At 67.7% G+C, this 18433-nt stretch carries 11 protein-coding genes; 8 read left to right on the top strand and 3 right to left on the bottom strand.

Features of this window, described 5'->3' with window-relative positions:
* The first annotated feature begins 35 nt into the window (after window positions 1-35).
* Complete coding sequence (locus QF819_08065; protein MDP6803115.1) at window positions 36-3272, top strand: S41 family peptidase; 3237 nt, start codon at window positions 36-38, stop codon at window positions 3270-3272.
* A 120-nt stretch (window positions 3273-3392) separates the two neighbouring features.
* Window positions 3393-5693, top strand: coding sequence for a hypothetical protein (locus QF819_08060; GenBank protein ID MDP6803114.1), 2301 nt, complete (start codon window positions 3393-3395; stop codon window positions 5691-5693).
* Here QF819_08060 and QF819_08055 read toward each other — a convergent pair.
* On the bottom strand, window positions 5686-7263 hold the full coding sequence (locus QF819_08055; protein ID MDP6803113.1) for an NAD(P)/FAD-dependent oxidoreductase: 1578 nt from the start codon (window positions 7261-7263) through the stop codon (window positions 5686-5688). The genes QF819_08060 and QF819_08055 overlap by 8 nt on opposite strands.
* Window positions 7260-8741 carry a FlgD immunoglobulin-like domain containing protein gene (locus QF819_08050; protein MDP6803112.1) on the bottom strand — a complete coding sequence of 494 codons (1482 nt, stop codon included), beginning with the start codon at window positions 8739-8741 and terminating at the stop codon, window positions 7260-7262. Before QF819_08050 ends, QF819_08055 begins: the two co-directional genes overlap by 4 nt.
* Before the next feature lie 187 nt (window positions 8742-8928).
* On the opposite strand from QF819_08050, the gene QF819_08045 reads away from it, so the two are divergent.
* Together QF819_08045 and QF819_08040 are read left to right on the top strand one after the other, a co-directional pair.
* The gene (locus QF819_08045; GenBank protein ID MDP6803111.1) at window positions 8929-9180 is read left to right on the top strand and encodes an acyl carrier protein; all 252 of its coding nucleotides are present in this window, start codon (window positions 8929-8931) and stop codon (window positions 9178-9180) included.
* A gap of 1 nt (window position 9181) precedes the next feature.
* Window positions 9182-10429, top strand: a complete 1248-nt coding sequence (locus QF819_08040) for a glycine C-acetyltransferase (protein ID MDP6803110.1) — start codon at window positions 9182-9184, stop codon at window positions 10427-10429.
* A 3-nt stretch (window positions 10430-10432) separates the two neighbouring features.
* On the opposite strand, the gene metX is transcribed toward QF819_08040, so the two are convergent.
* Window positions 10433-11524 (bottom strand): homoserine O-acetyltransferase, encoded by a 1092-nt coding sequence (gene metX / locus QF819_08035; protein ID MDP6803109.1) that lies wholly within the window; start codon window positions 11522-11524, stop codon window positions 10433-10435.
* A gap of 140 nt (window positions 11525-11664) precedes the next feature.
* On the opposite strand from metX, the gene lysF reads away from it, so the two are divergent.
* The 4 genes from lysF to tkt all read left to right on the top strand — a co-directional run.
* Window positions 11665-13629, top strand: coding sequence for a homoaconitase (lysF, locus tag QF819_08030; GenBank protein MDP6803108.1), 1965 nt, complete (start codon window positions 11665-11667; stop codon window positions 13627-13629).
* Complete coding sequence (locus QF819_08025; protein MDP6803107.1) at window positions 13626-14861, top strand: aldolase/citrate lyase family protein; 1236 nt, start codon at window positions 13626-13628, stop codon at window positions 14859-14861. Before lysF ends, QF819_08025 begins: the two co-directional genes overlap by 4 nt.
* A complete protein-coding gene (locus tag QF819_08020; GenBank protein ID MDP6803106.1) occupies window positions 14854-16446 on the top strand; it encodes a citrate lyase subunit alpha in 1593 nt (530 codons plus the stop codon). The genes QF819_08025 and QF819_08020 overlap by 8 nt, the downstream gene beginning before the upstream one ends.
* Window positions 16443-18433, top strand: a 1991-nt coding sequence (gene tkt / locus QF819_08015) for a transketolase (GenBank protein MDP6803105.1), incomplete at its 3' end; no start/stop codon positions are given. The genes QF819_08020 and tkt, both read left to right, overlap by 4 nt.

Below are 18433 nucleotides of genomic sequence, written 5' to 3'. Positions count from 1 at the left end.
AACCCGATTCTGCGCGTTTGCGCATGAGGAGCTTCATGAGACCACTTCTGGCAATCGCGGCGGTTCTCGTCGTTGCGTTTCCCGCGTTCGCACGCGAAGGGTATTACCGGCACCCGGCGATCTTCGAGGACACCCTCGTCTTCACGGCGGAGGGGGACCTGTGGCGAGTCTCCGTTTCCGGCGGCACGGCGGTGCGAATGACCTCCCACGCGGGGGAGGAGTCGCGCGGGGCGATCTCTCCCGATGGTGCGTGGGTGGCGTTCAGCGCGTCGTATGACGGGCCGGAGGAGGTGTTCGTCATGCCGCTTGCGGGCGGGGTGCCGAAGCCGCTGACCTGCGAGGGGGAACGAGCGCGCGTGGTCGGGTGGACCCCCGGCGGAGAGGTGCTCTACGCAACGCGCCATCACTCGACCCTTCCGCAGTGGCAGATGGCGGCCGTCCATCCACGGACCGGGCGTTCGCGGGTCTATCCACTGCATCAGGCGTCGGACGGGTGTGTGGGCGCGGGGACGCTCTTCTTCAACCGGTTTGCGCCGACATCCAGCAGCACGAAGCGGTACCGCGGCGGGATGGCGCAGGATGTGTGGCGCTTCGCCGACGGAGATACGGAAGCCGCATGTTTGACCGCGGACTTCGACGGGGCGGACCGCAGTCCCCGATGGTGGGCCGGGCGCGTTCTTTTCGTGAGCGATCGCGATGGCGTGATGAACCTGTGGTCGATGGCGCAGGATGGATCGGACCTCCGGCAGCATACGACCCACACGGACTTTGATGCGAAGGACCCGGAGATTTCCGGCGACCGTGTGGTGTACCAGCACGGCGCGGACCTTCGCGTGCAGGATCTCGTGACCGGAGAAGATTGGCGGGTCGAGGTGTCTCTCCCCAGCGACTTCGAGCGGTCGCGTTCCCGGTGGGTCACCGATCCGATGGAGTACCTGACCTCCGCCCATGTCTCGCCCGATGGAGAGCAGGTGGCGCTGACGGCACGCGGGCGTGTGTTCGTCGCACCGGCGGCGGCGGGGCGGATCGTTACGGTGACTCCGGACGGAGGCGCACGCTGGCGGAGCGCACGGTTCCTCGGGGACGGAGGGGGGCTGGTTGCGCTTTCGGACCGGACGGGCGAAGTCGAGTTCCACCGGCTCGACCCGGAGCGTCCCGGAGAGGCGGAACCCTTGACGCGGGACGCGCGTGTCTTCCGGGCGGATGGGGTGCCGTCGCCGGATGGGCGCACCCTTGTCTTCGACGACAAGAACCAGGAACTGTGGATTCACGATGTGGAGCGCGGGCGCACCGAACGCATCGACACCTCGGAGGAAGATGGCTTCAGCGACTTCGCATGGTCGCCCGACAGCGAGTGGCTGGCGTATGTCAAGGTGGCGCCGAATCACTTCAGTCGTATCCATCTCCGCCGGATCCGTACGGGGGAATCGCTTGCGCTGACCAGCGACCGGGTGAACAGCTTCAGCCCGGCATGGTCGCCGGACGGCGCGTGGCTGTACTTCCTCTCCGACCGGGACCTTCGCTCGCTCGTGAGGAATCCGTGGGGTCCGTACCAGCCGGAACCGCACATCGATCGTCCCACGGGAGTCTATGTCGCGGACCTCGCGGGCGGGATGGCGTCGCCGTTTCAGGAGGAGAACGAACTGACGCGTGCCGCCGCACGGGATGAGGCGGAGGCGGAGGACGACTCCGAAGAAGACGAGGACGACATCAAGGTGCGGATCGAGCAGGCGGGGTTGCCGCAGCGCATCCATCGCGTGCCGCTGGAGTCCGCCAACAGGCGATCCCTTGCGACCAACGGGGAGCGGCTGTTCTGGATCGAGACGGCAACCTCCTTCGATCGGGAGAAGTCGCTCAGGAGTGCGTCGATCGAGTCGGGTGAGGCGGAAGCGGTGACACTGGCGGAAGACATGGCCTCCTTCGAACTGTCCGCCGACGGGCAGAAGCTCCTGGTGCGGCGGGAGGCTTCGCTCCATGTGGTGGATGCGGGCGAAGGGGTCGCGGAGGCGCTGGAAGACGGGCGCGTGGACCTGTCCGGGTGGGCGATCGAACTCGATCCGCGCGAGGAGTGGCGGCAGATGTTCGTCGAAGCGTGGCGGCTGGAACGCGACTACTTCTACGATCCGGCCCTTCACGGGATCGACCGGGACGCGATCCTGGGGAAGTACCTTCCGCTGGTGGATCGCGTGACGGACCGACGCGAGTTCGCCGATCTCCTGCGCGAACTGGTGGGTGAGCTGTCCGCGTCGCACACCTATGTGTTCGGCGGGGACATTCGCGAGGCAAGCGAACATGTCGGCCCGGCATTTCTCGGGGCGACGCTTGCGCCCGAAGCGAAGGGCTTCCGCATTGAGCGGATCTTCCGGTCCGATCCCGATCTCCCGGAACGCTTCTCGCCGCTGGCACGGCCGGATCTGGACATTCGCTCCGGTGATGTGATCGCGGCGATCAACGGCGTGTCGTGCGAGGGTGCCGACGACGCCGGCGCCATGCTGCGGAATCAGGCGGGAAAGCAGGTGCTGCTGCGGATTCTCCCGCAAGGGAAGGGAGACGCGCGGAGCGTCGTCGTGGAACCGATGACGGCTGGCGAGGAGCGCGATCTTCGGTATCGGGACTGGGAGGAGTCGAGGCGGCTGCGGGTGGAGGAACGCGGGTCGGGGCGGGTGGGCTATGTTCACCTGCGGGCGATGGGGACCGCGGACTACACACGCTGGGCGCGCGGGTTCTATCCCGTGTTTCGTCGTGAAGGGCTGGTGATCGACGCACGCCACAATCGCGGCGGGAACATCGACAGCTGGATTCTGGAGAAGCTCCTTCGGCCCGCGTGGTTTTTCTGGCAGGGGAGAGTCGGGCGGCCGACCTTGAACATGCAGTACGCCTTCCGGGGGCATGTCGTGGTGCTGTGCAATGAGAGAACGGTCTCCGACGGCGAAATCCTGACGGAAGGGATTCGCCGTCTCGGGATCGGGGCGATCGTCGGCACGCGGACCCAGGGCGGAGAAATCTGGCTGTCGTTCAACAACTGGCTGGCGGACGGAGGGATCGCTTCGGCAGCGGCGTGGGGGGTGTTCGGGCCGGAGGGTGACTGGCTGATCGAGGGACACGGCGTGGACCCTGACATCGTGGTGGACAATCTCCCTCATGCGACGCACCTCGGGGGCGACGCGCAGTTGGACGCCGCCGTGGAACACCTGCTGGCCCGCATGCGGGAAGATCCGGTGGAGGAGGTGACAGCACCCCCTTATCCGGACAAGTCCTTCCTGCCGGAATAGGCGGAGAACCGCCATAGAACGCCGCAGTTGCGTTGGCGAGGGCGGATAGGGGATGATGGATTCTTCGTGGGGCTGGACAGGCCCCTGGCCAATGACCGGGAACCGGCGCGGGAGGCAGTCATGGTGAGGGACAAGCAGAGGGCTCTGACGATTCTGGCTACAGTCGCGTTTCTTGCGACGGCCGCATTCGCCACCGAACCTCCGCAGGTGCGGATCTCCGGAGCCCTTCCGGACGAAGTCCGCGCGGAGAGAGCTGCGCAACTTTCCAGCCTGGATCTTTCGCGTCTCTCGACCGGACTGCTCCACGAACGCACCGTCTCCCTGATGAATCTCGGTGCGCTCGACGGAAGCGCGGACGCTCCGTCGGTTCGTGCGGGTGACTGGCGGCAGGCTTGCCTCGAAGTGCGGAATTCGCATGCGGACCCCTCGTCGGTGCCCGCACCGGTGGAAGTGCGCACGCGAACGCGCGCCGCCGCGCAAGACGGCGTCGTGGCCGTTGGTCTTCTCGACTTCCGCATGAATCGCCTTCGCGACGCGATCCCGGCCGGGGGATCCCCGGCGTTCGAGGAGTTTCGCGTCTTCGCCGCATCCGCCCTCACCGGAACCGCGCGGGCCGGGCGGGTGGCTCTTCGGCTGGAGGAGTCGCTTCTTCTGTCGAACGCCGGGGGCGGCGCCGTCAACTACGCCATTGATCTCGCGGACGGACGGGGTTTCCGTCCGATTCGGCCCGGTGTCGCCGTCGAGACGACCTACCCGGATCCGGGAGAGCGCACGCTTCGCCTGCGGGCGACGCGCGACGGCGAGACGCTCGTGAGTTCGTTCCCGCTGGAGATTCGCGCGGCCATGGTTCTGGTCCCGGATCTCTACTGGGAGAACCAGACCGCGCCGTATTCCTACGCGGGCGGCACGGCCACCTATGACGCTTATGTCTTCCTGGGCGCGGGGCATGCTTCCATCGAGGTGCCGCTGGTCATGGTGGAAGGCTTCGACATCGACAACACCATGAGCTGGCCGGAGATTGTGGAACTCTTCGACGCGGAGGGAATGCTGACACTTCTGCTGGCGTCCGGGTTCGATGTGGTGCTCATGAACTTCGGCGACGCCACGGACTACATTCAGCGGAATGCACTGGGTCTTGCCGGGCTGCTGGAGCGCATCACGGCGGAGATGTCGGTCGAGCGGGAGATCTTCCTCGGCGGAGCGAGTCTGGGAGGACTGGTGGCACGGTATGCCACGGTGTGGATGGAGGACAACGGGCTCGACTCGAACACGAAGATGCTGATCTCGGTCGATGGTCCGCAGCAGGGCGCGAACATTCCGCTCGGCCTTCAGTACTGGATCATGTTCTTTGCGGACTGGTCGGATGTGGCGAGCTACTACCTGAGCCTGCTGGATCGTCCGGCCACCAGGCAGATGCTTTACTACCACTACAACCAGACGCCGAACCCGGGGGTCGATCCGTTGAAGCAGGACCTCTTCGCGGAGCTGAACGCGATGGGAAACTACCCGTCCGATCCGCGAATCTGGAAGGTGGCCATCGCTGACGGAAGCGGGGCCGGGGCGGGCGCGTCGCAGATGGGGTACTCGTCACAGATGTCGCCGGGAAGCCGGATCATCGACTGGGAGTATTACAACTGGCTGGTGGATGTGATCGGGAATGTGTGGGCGGTGCCGGACTACCTGCCGCAGACACGGATCTTCCAGGGAGAGATCGACCAGATCTGGCCGCTTCCGGACACTTCGCTGGATGTTTACTTCACCCACTCGAAGCCGTACGACAACGCGCCGGGCGGGTGGCTCAACATGATGGAAACAGCGGCGGCCGAGACCCCGACGGCCGACATTCTCGGAAGCACGGTGACGCTCGGGGACATCACCACCAATTATCCCAATCACTGCTTCGTGCCGACGATCAGTTCGCTGGATCTTCAGACGGCGGGAGGATATCCGCTGGATCTCTTCCACGATGTCGCGGGAGATCCGGACCTGTTGAGCAAGACTCCCTTCGACGCGGTGTACTTCCCGACGACGACGGCGAACGAGGAACACGGGGCCATCTCCACCGAGGCGGGGATCTTTCTCATGATGCAGATCGGCTATGCGGAGCAGACGGGTGCCGGGGAACTGCCCGGATTCTCCGGGGGCGTTCTTCCGCGAATCGAACTCATCGCGCCGAATCCGTTCCGGGGTTCGACACGCGTCTCATGGTCCGCGGGGGCGAACGCATCTTCACGGCTCTCGGTGCATGATATCGCGGGAAGGCGTGTGCGCGTGCTTCTCGACGGGGTCGCGCCCGCGTCCGGCGGCGTGGAGTGGGATGGCCTTGCCGATGACGGATCGCGGCTCGGCCCGGGAGTCTACCTTCTGCGGCTGGAGTCCGGCGACGCGGTCGCGACCGGGAGAGCGCTGCTTCTCAGGTGACGGAGAGGGCGCGTCCCGCGCGTGCGAGTGCGCGCCCTCCCGCCAGCATTCCGGACCCCACGACCCCCATGACGCCATGCCCGAGCGTGCTGGCTCCGCAGTGGAAGAGCCCGCCAACGGGCGTCTCCATGGGATACGCAAACGGTCCGATCCACTGCGCGGTCTTCTCCGGTCCGTAGAGGCTGCCGTTCGTTCCAAGTAGAAAGTGCTCGTTGGTCAGCGGCGTCCCGAGTGCGGAGAACACCACACGCGAACCGATCCCGGGCGCCACCGTTTCGATGCGGCGCATGATGCGCTCCGAAAGGTCCGCCTTGAACTCCTCGTACGCGATGCCGCGCCGGGCGTGTTCGGTGTGGTCGAACGGGCGAAAGGCCTCGCGTGAGACAAACGCAAACGCTTCCGCCGTGTGAAGCCCGTCCCGGCGGATCGACGGATCCTTGAGCGTGGGGAAGGAGAGGAAGACGCCCGGTGGATCTCCCGCCCCGGGGAGGTCCGCGCGGGCCGCGTATCGATAGGTCTCTTCGACATCGGGGCCGCGCTGAATCCACCAGTTGCCCGAGTCGAAACCGGCGGCGGCGAGGTCCATGTCGATTCCGAGAAAGAGACTTACCGCCGAGACGGAGTGCGGCGTTCGGTGGAGCTTCCGAAGGAGTCGCGCGGGGAGGTGCTCGCGCCCGACCAGTGACAGATAAGTTCGGTGCGCGTCCGCATTGGAGACGAGGATCGGCGCGCGAAGTTCTTCTCCGTCGACCAGACGCACTCCCTCGGCGCGTGCGTGGCGGCCGGTCCCGTCGACGAGAATTTCATCGACCTCCGCGCGCAACCGGATCTCGCCGCCGAGTTCGCGGAGTCGCCGGATCATGGCCTTTGGGATGGCGGAGCCCCCGCCCCTGGGGTACCACGCGCCTTCGCGGTAGTGCCCCTCGATGGCGACATGCTGCGCGAAGGGCACGCGCGAGGGAGCCACCCCGTGATTCCCCGCGCGGATCCCGAGAATGGCCTGAAGGAGCGGATCCCGCGCGTGGCGCCGGATGAGGCCCGCTGTCGGGCGAAGTCCGTGCAGCGCCAAGTTCGGCGCGCGGACCGCCGTGGAGAGAAGCGCCTTCGCGCCTGTGCCGGGACGGGAGCGACGAAGATCGCGGAAGACGCGATCGACCCGGCGGAGGTATCGGTCTATGCCGCGCCTCTCGCGTGGGAAGCGGGCGTGCAGGCGGTCGCGGAAGCGTTCGCCCCCCGCGGGGATGTCGAACCGTTCGCCGCCGATCGCGAGATGATCGTAGCCGTCCGGATTCATCTCGCGGAAGGAGAGGGCCTCGCCCAGCCCGAGTTCCGCGAACATCCCCCGGAGCGCTCCGCCTTCGCCCAGCTCTCCGAGGTAGTGGACTCCCGGGCTGAACCGGAAGCCCTCCAGCGCGAAGGTATGGCACCACCCGCCCGGAAGCGAGTGCGCCTCCAGGACGAGCGTGCGAAGCCCGCCATGCGCCATGGTGATGGCTGCCGACAATCCGCCCGCACCGGACCCGATGACGATCGCGTCGAAGTGATCGCCGCCGGAGGCGCGCTTCGTCAACGGATGCGGTGGACGCGCGCCGTGGCGCGTGCGTCCTTCGTGGACATGCGAACGAAGTATACCCCGGCGGGTAGCGGGTGCCCGGACGCGTCACGCCCGTCCCACCGGACCCGGGTGTTCCCCTCGGTGCATTCCGCGTCAAGGAGGGTTCGGATCCGGCGCCCGGCGACATCGTAGACACTCAGGCGGGCGCGCCCGGCGCTCGGCAGCGAGAAGGCGATCACAGCGTCGCCTGTCGCGGGATTCGGCCGGACTGAAAGCGAGGCGGGCGTTGCACCCGGGATCGCGGCCGAGGAGGCGGCGCGGAGCGCGTCGAACCAGTTGCGCGCGTCCTCCATGGCGGGCCAGAAGCAGCCCGAGTGGTCAACGGCCGGTCCCCCGACGCGGACGGCTTCGACCGACGCCGCGCCCAGTGCCGTCATGGTGTCTTCCGCGGCGATCGCGTTCAGGTAACTCACCTGCTCGTCGCCTTCGCAGTAGGCCATGCGAACGGGGCGCGCGGGCAGCCAGTTGTGATTGTCGTTGTCGGTGACCGCCAGAATCACCGGGTGCGAGGGGTCCGCCAGCGCGTTGACCAGAACGCTGTCCTGCATGAAGAGGTGGACGGAGTCGGGCAGTGCCGCGTGGAGCGCTCCCATGGAACTCATCCCGTCGAGATAGGTTGGGATGGTGGTGTCGTAGGGCGCGTCGTAGAACTCCGAACGCGTGGCGTAGAGATTCCCGTACACGGTCTGCAGCCCCTCGAAGAGGTACACGACATAGCCCGGATAGGCGTAGTACTCAAACGCGAAGGTGAACTGCCCGCCCGACAGGTAGTACGCGCCGGAGAGCGGCGCACAGCCGCGGATGTCGAACTCGCCAAGGAGGCCGTTCTCTTCCACATACTTGTGAGTGGCCATGGCGGCGTGCCCACCCTGTGAATAGCCGGTGAGGTAGACGGATCCGTCGAGCGTGACGCCGAGGCTGTCGGCAAGGAAGGGGCGGGCCACACGAATGAGGTCCACGGCGGCGGAGGCTTGCGTGTCGCCGTGGTGATAGGGGTGCAGGCCCGGACTGTCGCCGAGGCCGAGGTAATCGGTCATCGTGGCGACATAGCCGAAGGCCGCGAAGAAGAGGCCTTGCGCGTTGTTTGCGTAGAGTCGGGACGGCACCGACGCCTTCAGGAGGACCGTGCCGTGCGTGTAGGAAACGAGCGGCACGGGATCCGGGACTCCGGTGCCGGTGGGAACGAGCAACGCTCCGGATGCGACCGTGGGGAGGCCGTGCGCATCGGTGGTGTTGTAGACGATGTGGTACTGGTCGACGCCGTTGGCAGCCGACGGTCCGGGTGCCCCGTACAGGTTGAGGAGACTGCGGACCTGCAGGCGCGACATGGAGGAGATGAGCTGCGCGGAAACCAGGGAGGCCGCCCGGGCGGACGGGGCGGCGGCCGTGGAAGCCAGAAGCAGAAGCGCGAGAAGCGCCGCGGGAAGACGCAAGAGGAACCTCCGGGCGGAAGGAGCGAAGTGCACGGGCTGAGCGGATTGTATCATCCGGCGGGGGTGGCGGCATAGCGGGGCAGGCGCCGGGGAACCGGTGGCGCAAGGCGGTGGAAGCGGGTAGCTTTGCCAGTCGCGGCGCAGTGGCGCCGGGAGCGTTCACGACCCATCCACCGGGGAGGCTTTCGTGGAGCAGGACATTCTCGACTTCATCCGGAACGAGTACCTCGACGAAGAAGACGAAGAGGACATCGAACTGACGGCGGAAACGCCACTCATCACCAGCGGGATTGTCGACAGTTTCAGCATGGTCAGTCTCAAACGATTCGTGGAAGAGCACTACGAAGTCACCATCCCCGACGAAGACGCCACGCCGGATGTCTTCGACACGGTGGCCTCCATCGTTCATGTCGTGGAGACCCTTCGGAAGGGAGACTGACATGGCATACTCCGGAGCGGTTCGGGACACGCACCGGGCGGAACTGGATGAGATTCGCTCGAAAGGGCTGTTCAAGGAGGAGCGGTTCCTCCGATCGCCTCAGGCCTCCGGCGTTTCGGTGGAGTTTCCGGCGGGGTCCGCGCCGTCTCAAGTCGTCAACCTCTGCTCGAACAACTATCTGGGGCTTTCCAGCCACCCGGATGTGGTGGCGGCGGCGCATCGCGGACTGGACGAGCGTGGTTACGGGATGTCGAGCGTGCGCTTCATCTGCGGGACGCAGGACATTCACCGGACACTGGAGGAGAAGCTGACGGCGTTCCTCGGCATGGAGGACACCATTCTCTTCGCGAGTTGTCTGGACGCGAACGCGGGCGTCTTCGAGGCGGTGCTCGGCCCGGAGGATGTCATCATTTCGGACCGGCTGGTCCACGCGAGCATCGTGGACGGAATCCGGCTCTCGAAGGCGGCCCACGATACCTACAAGCACTCCAACCTTGCGCACCTGGAGCAGAAGCTGGCGGCCCACGCCGACCGGCGCATCCGGATGATCGTGACCGATGGCGTGTTCAGCATGGACGGGGACCTGGCCCCTCTGGACGGCATCTGTGACCTTGCGGACCGGTACGACGCGCTGGTCCTCGTGGACGACAGCCACGCGAGCGGCTTCATCGGGAAGACGGGCCGCGGCACGCACGAACACTTCGGCGTGATGGATCGCGTGGACATCATCACCACGACGCTCGGGAAGGCGCTTGGCGGTGCCAGCGGCGGATGCGTGAGCGGACGGACGGAGATCGTGGAACTGTGTCGGCAGCGGGCGCGGCCGTATCTCTTCAGCAACTCGGTGCCGCCCCCGATTGTGGTGTCGGCCATGGCGGTTCTCGACATCCTTTCGGAAACGACGGAGCGGCGCGACCGCCTGCACGAGAACACCGCCTTCTGGCGGAAGGGGCTGGTGGACGCGGGCTTCGTGATCAAACCGGGGGGCAGCCCCATCGTGCCGGTCATGCTGTTCAACGCGAAGCTCAGTCAGGATATCGCGCGGGATCTCTTCGACCGGGGGGTCTTTGTGATCGGGTTCTTCTTCCCGGTTGTGGCGCAGGGACAGGCGCGCATTCGCACGCAACTCTCCGCCGACCACGACCTCGCCACGCTGGACCACGCGCTCCAGGCCTTCCGTGAGGTGGGGGAGAAGCACGGCATTCTGGGGCTGGACAAGAAGGGGATCGTCGGGAAGTTCGGACTCTAGGCGTCAGGCGAGAAAGTCGGCCAGGAGTCCCGCCAGCGCATCGGTTTCGAGCAGGAAGGCGTCGTGCCCGTGCGGGGATTCGATCTCGCGGTAGGTCGCTCCGGCTTCCTTCGCGCTGCGGCGGATTTCGGCGGCCGGATAGAGGTGGTCGCTGGAGATACCGACGGCGAGGAACTCGGCCGTGCCGTCTTCGGAGAAGGCTCTCGCCACGCCCCCGCGCCCTTCGCCCGTGTCGTGAAGGTCCATGGCACGCGCGAAGAGACGCCAGGTCCGCGCGTCGAACTTTTTCGGCAGCTTCCGACCGTGATGATGAAGCCAGGACTCCACATTGAAGAGCCCGGGGCTGGCCAGATCGGGTCCGGGTTCGCGAAACCAGCTGCGCCCGAACTTCTCCCACAGACCTTCCGGTGCGCGGTACCCCAGCATCCCGACCCCGCGCGCGACAGCCTGACCGCGCCGGGAAGCGGGGGTTTCGCCTTCCGTGCCGTCGAGCGCGATGGCGCGTCGCTGAAGCCAGTTGAGGCCGATCTGGTGGGGGGAGGCCACGGCCGGGGCCGCGACCGACACGACTCGCTCCGCCGCCCCCGGGTCCGCCGCCCACTCCCACGCGATCATGCCGCCCATGCTGGGGCCGACGACCAGCGTGGGCTTTCCCGCGCCGATTTCATGGAGGAAGAGCCGCTGCGCACGCTGGAGATCGCGCGGGGTGAGCAGGGGGAAGCGATCGAGCCAGGCGTCTCCGTCCGGGGCGGGAAAGCGCGGACCGGTGGAACCGTGGCATCCGCCGAGAAGGTTCGGACAGACGACGAAGAAGCGGTCCGTGTCGATGGCCCGGCCGGGCCCGACGAGATCCTCCCACCAGCCGCGGGGCGTGCCGTCGTATTCGCCGGTGGCGTGGGTGTCGCTGGTGAGGAAGTGGACGAGGAGAACGGTTCCTCCGGGTGCGTCGGGGCGGCCCCAGGATTCATAGGCCATGTGGAAGGAATCCAGCCGACCGCCGTACGCCGCCGGGAAGCCCCCGGGCGGCTCGATCCGCACCGTCCGCACGCGCTCGGGCGCGGCCGTGGGAGACCAGAGTTCGCGGTATTCCTCCATGCTCCCCTCCCGAGTGGGGGAGCGTCGCACAGGTGGCGTGCTTCGCCAAGCTCTGCCCGGGCGCTCCCTCGTCGGTTGCCCCGCGCGCGACCCCCTGATAGCCTGCACACGCTGCCGGAACTCATCGGAAGAGGGAGGCCATGGCTCGCACATTTCTCGAAAAGGTGACCGCGCGTTTCGCGGTCGGGCTCCCCGACGGGGCCGGGGTTCGTGTCGGAGATGTCGTACGGGTTCGTCCGTTTCATGTGATGACGCATGACAACACGGGCGCGGTCATTCCCAAGTTCCGCGCCATCGGTGCGGGCGCGGTCCGGCACCCGGAGCAGCCGGTCTTTGCGCTGGATCACGACATTCAGAATGAATCGCCCGGGAATCTGGAGAAGTACGCCCGCATCGAGGCTTTCGCGAGAGAGAACGGGGTGGCGTTTTTCCCGGCACGCACGGGGATCGGGCATCAGATCATGGCGGAGGAGGGCTTCGTCCATCCGGGGACTCTGGTCGTGGGCTCGGATTCGCACTCGAACATCTATGGAGCGATGGCCGCCGTGGGAACGCCGGTGGTGCGCACGGACGCCGCGGCAATCTGGGCGACGGGAGAGACCTGGTGGGAAGTTCCGCCGGTGGCGCGAGTCCGGCTTCTCGGCGCGCTCCCGGAGGCGGTCTCCGGCAAGGATGCGGTGCTGGCGCTGATCGGGGCGTTCCGCAACGACGAGGTGCTGAACCATGTGCTGGAGTTCTGCGGCGAAGGGGTGGCCGCGCTGACGATGGACGAGCGCATGACGATCGCGAACATGACGACCGAGTGGGGCGCACTGGCGGGGATCTTCCCGTTCGACGACACGCTGGAGGCCTACCTGCGGGAACGCGCGCGGGTGTTCGCGGAGCGCGGCGATGCGTCGCCGAGGCTGACGGGCGCCATGGTCGACCGGATGAGGGAGACGGTTCCCGCCGCGGACGAAGACGCGCCGGTCGCAAAGGAGATCACGATCGACCTCGGGTGCGTGGTGCCGCAGGTGGCGGGACCGAACGAGGTGAAGGCGGTGCGCCCGTTGCCGGAGATCGCGGCGGAGGAGATTGTGGTGCACCGGGCGTATCTCCTGTCGTGCGTGAACTCGCGGTTGTCGGACATTGAGGAAGCGGCGGCGGTCGCGGGCGGGAAGTCGTTTGCCGACGGCGTGAAGTTCTATCTGGCGGCGGCCAGCGCGGAAGTGGAGGCGCGCGCACGGAAGAGCGGCGCATGGGACGCGCTTCTCTCGGCGGGGGCCATTGCGCTGCCCCCGGGATGCGGGCCGTGCATCGGTCTTGGCGAAGGGACGCTGGCTGCGGGGGAGACGGGGATCTCCGCCACGAATCGGAACTTCCAGGGGCGCATGGGATCACGCGAGTCGAAGTGCTATCTGGCCAGTCCCGCCGTGGTCGCGGCGTCCGCGCTGGCGGGGAAGATCACCGGACCGGTGGAGTTTGAGTCACGCGCACTGGTGACGGACATGGTGGAGCACCCGGCGGAGAGCGTGCCACGCCCGGCCACCGAGATTCTCCCGGGCTTTCCGGAATCGCTCTCGGGCGAGATCGTGCTGCTCCCGCGCGACAATCTCAACACCGACGGCATCTACGGCAAGGATGTCACCTACCGGGACGACCTCACGCCCGCGCAGATGGCCGGGCACGCGTTTCGCAACTACGACCCGGCATTCCAGGAGACGGCGCGTCCGGGAGATCTCCTGGTCGGCGGGCGGAACTTCGGCACGGGATCGAGCCGTGAACAGGCGGCCACCGCCATTCAGCACTTCGGGATACCGCTGGTGATCGCGGCGTCGTATTCGCAGACCTACAAGCGAAACGCATTCAACAACGGATTCCCGCTGGTGGAGTGCCCGGCGCTGGTCGAATGGCTGCTGGAGGAAGTGGGAACGGGAGACGCGCCGACGATCCGAACCGGAATCCACGCGGAGGTGGACTTTCGCGCGTCGGTGATCCGCGTGGACGGCGCGGAGTACGCGTTTCCTTCGCTCGGGAGTGTCCCGCAGGAACTGGTGGTCGCGGGAGGGACGGAGGCGCTCGTTCGTGAGAGGATGCTCGCGGGAGAGGAGACGGAATCCGCATGAAACACGGGAAGACCATGACGGCGGCGGAGGCGGGGCCGCGGGGCGAGAAGGTGCGCTCCGACGCGTGCGTGCGCGTGGAGCCGGAGACTTCCGGCAAGGTGGTGGTGACGGTGCGCGGGAAGGTGGCGTCGCTTTATGGAGACGCGATCACGGCCCAGATGACGGAAGGATGCGCGGCGCTCGGCGTGGAGCATGCGCGCGTGATCGTGGACGACGGTGGCGCGCTCCCCTTTGTGCTGGCGGCGCGGCTGGAGGCCGCCGTCCGGCGGGCGGAGTGCGGCACCCCGAACGCGGAGTTTCTTCTTGCGCGCCGCCCGGGAAACCGGGGGCCCTCGGAGAAGGGACGACACCGGCGAACCCGCCTGTATGTTCCGGGCGGGCGGCCGAACTTCATGGCCAACGCGCACTTGCACGCACCAGATGGAGTAATACTGGACCTGGAGGACAGCGTGGCCCCTGCCGAGAAGGACGCGGCGCGGGTCATGGTGCGCTGCGCGCTTCGGTCGCTGGACTGGGGAGACGCGGAGCGGATGGTGCGGATCAACCCGTTGCCGGGGGGGATTCGTGACCTGCCGTTTGCGGTGGGGCACGGGGCGCAGATGATCCTCATTCCGAAGGTGGAGTCCGCGGCCCAGGTGGAGGAGGTCGCGGCCGAGTGCGCGCGCCTCGCGCACGGGTGCGGAGAGGGTGCGCCCTGGATTCTGCCGATTCTGGAGAGCGCGGCAGGCGTGCTGGCCGCGGCCGAAATCGCGGCGGCGCACACCACGGTGGCGGCGGTCACGATCGGGCTGGAGGACTACACGGCGGACATCGGCGCCCAGCGGACAGCCGGCGGGCGCGAGAGCCTGTGGGCGCGTTGCCGCGTGGTGGCGGCGGCGCGTGCGGCGGGTGTGCAGCCGCTCGACTCGGTGCATTCGGATGTGGCGGACGAAGACGGACTGCGCGAGGCCGTGCGCGAGGCGCGTTCGCTCGGGTTCGACGGAAAGGGCTGCATTCACCCGCGGCAGATTCGCGTGGTGCATGAAGCGTTCGCGCCGACCGCGGAGGAACTGGCGCACGCGAAGGCGGTGGTCGTGGCGTTTGAGAAGGCGCTGAGCGAAGGATCGGCCGTGGTGGCGCTGGGGAGCCGGATGATCGATCCGCCGGTTGTGAAGCGCGCGCTTCGAACGGTGGACCTTGCCGTGGGGACGGGGATTCTCTCCTCCGGCTGGAGGGAGGGAGAGAATGCCTGAGAGCGTGACGGAGGCCGCACGGACGACGAACGCCGCGGGGCGCGAAGTTCCCACGATCGTCAACGGGGTGCCGCGCACTCCCTTCGCGGGCGTTCATGCGCACCGCCCGGATGGCACGCGACACGCGCCGCCGGTGCGTTCGTGCGCGGACTACCCGGCGGATGGCGACAAGCGCGCGGGGTCGCTGAAGGAAGCACTGGTGGCGGCGGGACTTCGCGACGGCATGGTCATCTCCACGCATCACCACTTCCGCAACGGAGACCTCATCGCGGTGCAGATCTTCGACATCGCGGCGGAACTGGGCATGAAGGATCTCGTGTGGGCGCCGAGCGCGTCCTTCCCGTGCCACGCCCCGATCGTGAAGCATCTGGAGAGCGGCGTTGTGCATCACATCGAGGGGTCGATGAACGGCCCGCTCGGAGACTTCGCGTCCGGCGGCGGGATGCGCGGGACGGGAGTCCTTCGTTCGCACGGGGGGCGGTATCAGGCGATCCAGGACGGGGAGCTCAGAATCGACATCTCGATCGTGGCGGCGCCGACGGCCGACGCGTTCGGGAACGCGACCGGTGACCGCGGCCCGTCGGCGTGCGGGCTCCTGGGATTCGCGCTGGCGGACAGCCGGTACGCGGATCATGTGATCGTGGTGACGGACAATCTGGTGCCGTTTCCGTGTCTCCCGTGGCAGATCCAGGGGAACGATGTCGACCAGGTGGTCGTGGTCGATCGCGTGGGAGATCCGTCGAAGATCGTCAGCGGCACGACGCGCGTCACGACCAGCCCCGACCGGCTCCTGATTGCGGAGTATGTCGCGCGGTTCGTTCGCGACTCCGGGATCCTGCGCGACGGATTCAGCTTTCAGGCGGGTGCCGGCGGGATTGCGCTGGCGTTCGCGCTCAAGCTGAAGGAGATGATGCTGGAACGCGACATCACCGCGTCATTCGTGCGAGGCGGAAGCACGCAGTATCTCGTGGAAATGCTGGAGCGCGGCCTGACGAAGTGCATCCTGGACGGGCAGACCTTCGATCTGGAAGGCGTGCGGTCGATGCGCGAGAACGCGGCGCACGCGAACACGAGCCCGTTCACGAGCTACAACTACCACGGCAAGGGGAACTTCGCGTCGATGGTGGATGTGGTGGTGCTCGGCGCGACCGAGGTGGACACGGACTTCAACGCGAATGTCGTGACCCATTCCGACGGGCGTCTCCTGCACGGGATCGGCGGCTGGCAGAACTGCCTCTTCGGCAAGTGCACGGTGCTGGCGCTGCCGTCCTTCCGCGATCGGATTCCCGTGCTGGTGGACCGCGTGACGACCCTGACCGGTCCCGGGGAACTGGTGGATGTCGTGGTGACCGAGCGCGGCGTGGCCGTGAACCCGCGCCGGGAGGACCTGCTGGAGGATCTGTGCGGGAGTGACCTTCCCGTTCGGAGCATTGCGGACATCAAGGCGGAGGTGGAAGAGCTGTGCGGCGGCCCGCCTTCGCCTCCGGACCTGGGCGAGGAGGTCATCGCGGCCATTCACTGGGTGGACGGAACCGTCATTGACGCGGTACGCCGGGTGGAACGGCCCGCAAAGGAGAGCGGATGACGACGGGAGAGGGCAGGGGTTTCGCGCGGCGCGAGACGCCACCGGAGGGAATCGAGCAGGCAATCGCCACCACCGTGCGAACGCTGGCGCTGGATGCGGTGCAGACGGCCAACTCCGGCCACCCGGGAATGCCGATGGGGGCCGCGGACCTGGCGACCGTGCTGTGGACGCGCCACCTTCGAGTGGATCCGGAGCGCCCCGACTGGCCGGGCCGGGATCGGTTCGTGCTGTCGGCGGGACACGGATCGATGCTCCTGTACGCGCTGCTCCATCTGTCGGGGCACGACATCCCGCTGGAGGAGATCAAGCAGTTCCGGCAGTGGGGGTCGCGGACGCCGGGCCACCCGGAGCGAGGCATGACACCCGGCGTAGAGACCACGACGGGTCCGCTGGGGCAGGGATTCGGGAACGCCGTGGGGATGGCGCTTGCGGAGCGGGTGCTTGCGGCGCGGTTTCCCGACAACCCGGATGGCGCACCGGGACACCGGACATTTTGCATCGTGGGAGACGGCGACCTGATGGAAGGCGTGGCCATGGAGGCCGCGGCGCTCGCGGGACACCTGGGGCTGGGTCGGCTGGTCACGCTCTACGACTCGAACGACATCACGATCGACGGGTCCACCGACATCACCTGGTCGGAGGATGTCGGCGGGCGGTTTGAGGCGACCGGGTGGCATGTGGCCGAGCCGGTGGACGGGCACGACATGGACGCCGTCGACGAGGCGATCGCGGAGGCGCTTGCGGAGGAGGAGCGCCCGTCGCTGGTCATCTGCCGCACGACGATCGCGAAGGGAAGCGCGCGGTTTGAGGGAAGCTCGAAGTCGCACGGCGCGCCGCTGGGGGTGGATGAGGTCCGCGGGGTGAAGAAGGCGTTCGGGCTGGATCCGGATGTGGACTTCTTCGTGCCGGAGGAAGTGACGGAGTGGTTCGCGTCGTGGCGGGAGGCGCGCGCCGGGGAGTCGTCGGCGTGGGACGCGAGGCGGGTTGCCTTCGCGGAGGAAGACCCGGAGGGCGCGCTCCTGTGGGAGGAAGCGCTGTCGGGGAAGACGCCGCCCGACCTGCTCGCACCCGGCCCGTCGTGGGACACGGGGGAGATGGTGCCGACGCGGAAGGCGGGGCAGACGGCCCTGCAGGAAGCGGCGATGCGCATCCCCGCGATCACGACGGGATCGGCGGATCTGGCGGGGTCGAACCTGACCTGGATCGACGGAAGTGGCGCGGTGTCGCGGGGGAACTACTCCGCGCGGAACATTCACTACGGCATTCGCGAGCACGCGATGGGCGCGATCGTGAACGGGCTGGCGCTGCACGGGGGCGTGCGTCCGGTGGGATCCACCTTTCTGGTGTTCTGCGACTACATGCGCCCCGCGATCCGGCTCGCGGCGCTGATGGAGCTGCCGGCGATCCATGTGTTCACGCACGACTCGGTGCATGTCGGCGAGGACGGACCGACCCACCAGCCGGTGGAGCACCTGGACTCGCTGCGCGTGATTCCGGGGCTGCATGTCGCGCGACCGGCGGACGCACGCGAGACCGCGGACGCATGGCGCGCGGCGCTCATGCGGACCGACGGGCCGACGGTGATCGTGCTGACGCGGCAGGGCTTGCCGGTGCTGGATCGCGTGGAGGCGGCGGGGGTCCCGGCCGCGGTCGGCGGCGCCGGGATCGTGCGGGAACCGGAGGACGGGAAGGCCGCGGTGGTGCTGGTGGCGTCGGGGTCGGAGGTGTCGCTTTGCGTGAAGGCGGCGGCGGCGCTGGAGGGGTGCGGCGTGAAGGCGAGGGTCGTGTCCGTTCCGTGCCTGGAGACCTTCGCGGCGGCCCCGGCGACGGACCGGGCGGCCATTCTCCCCGAGCGGTTGCCGCGCGTCGTGGTGGAGGCGGGGACCGGCGCCACATGGCAGGCGTGGGTGCGCCCGCAGGACGCGTATCTGGGGATCGGGCGGTTCGGCGCGTCCGCGCCCGGAGCGAAGGTCGCGGCGCTGTTGGG

The organism is Gemmatimonadota bacterium, from assembly GCA_030747075.1.
GTDB lineage: Bacteria > ARS69 > ARS69 > ARS69 > ARS69 > ARS69.
The sequence above is the reverse complement of the archived record's forward strand: the minus strand, read 5'-3'. Positions and strand labels throughout refer to the sequence as shown.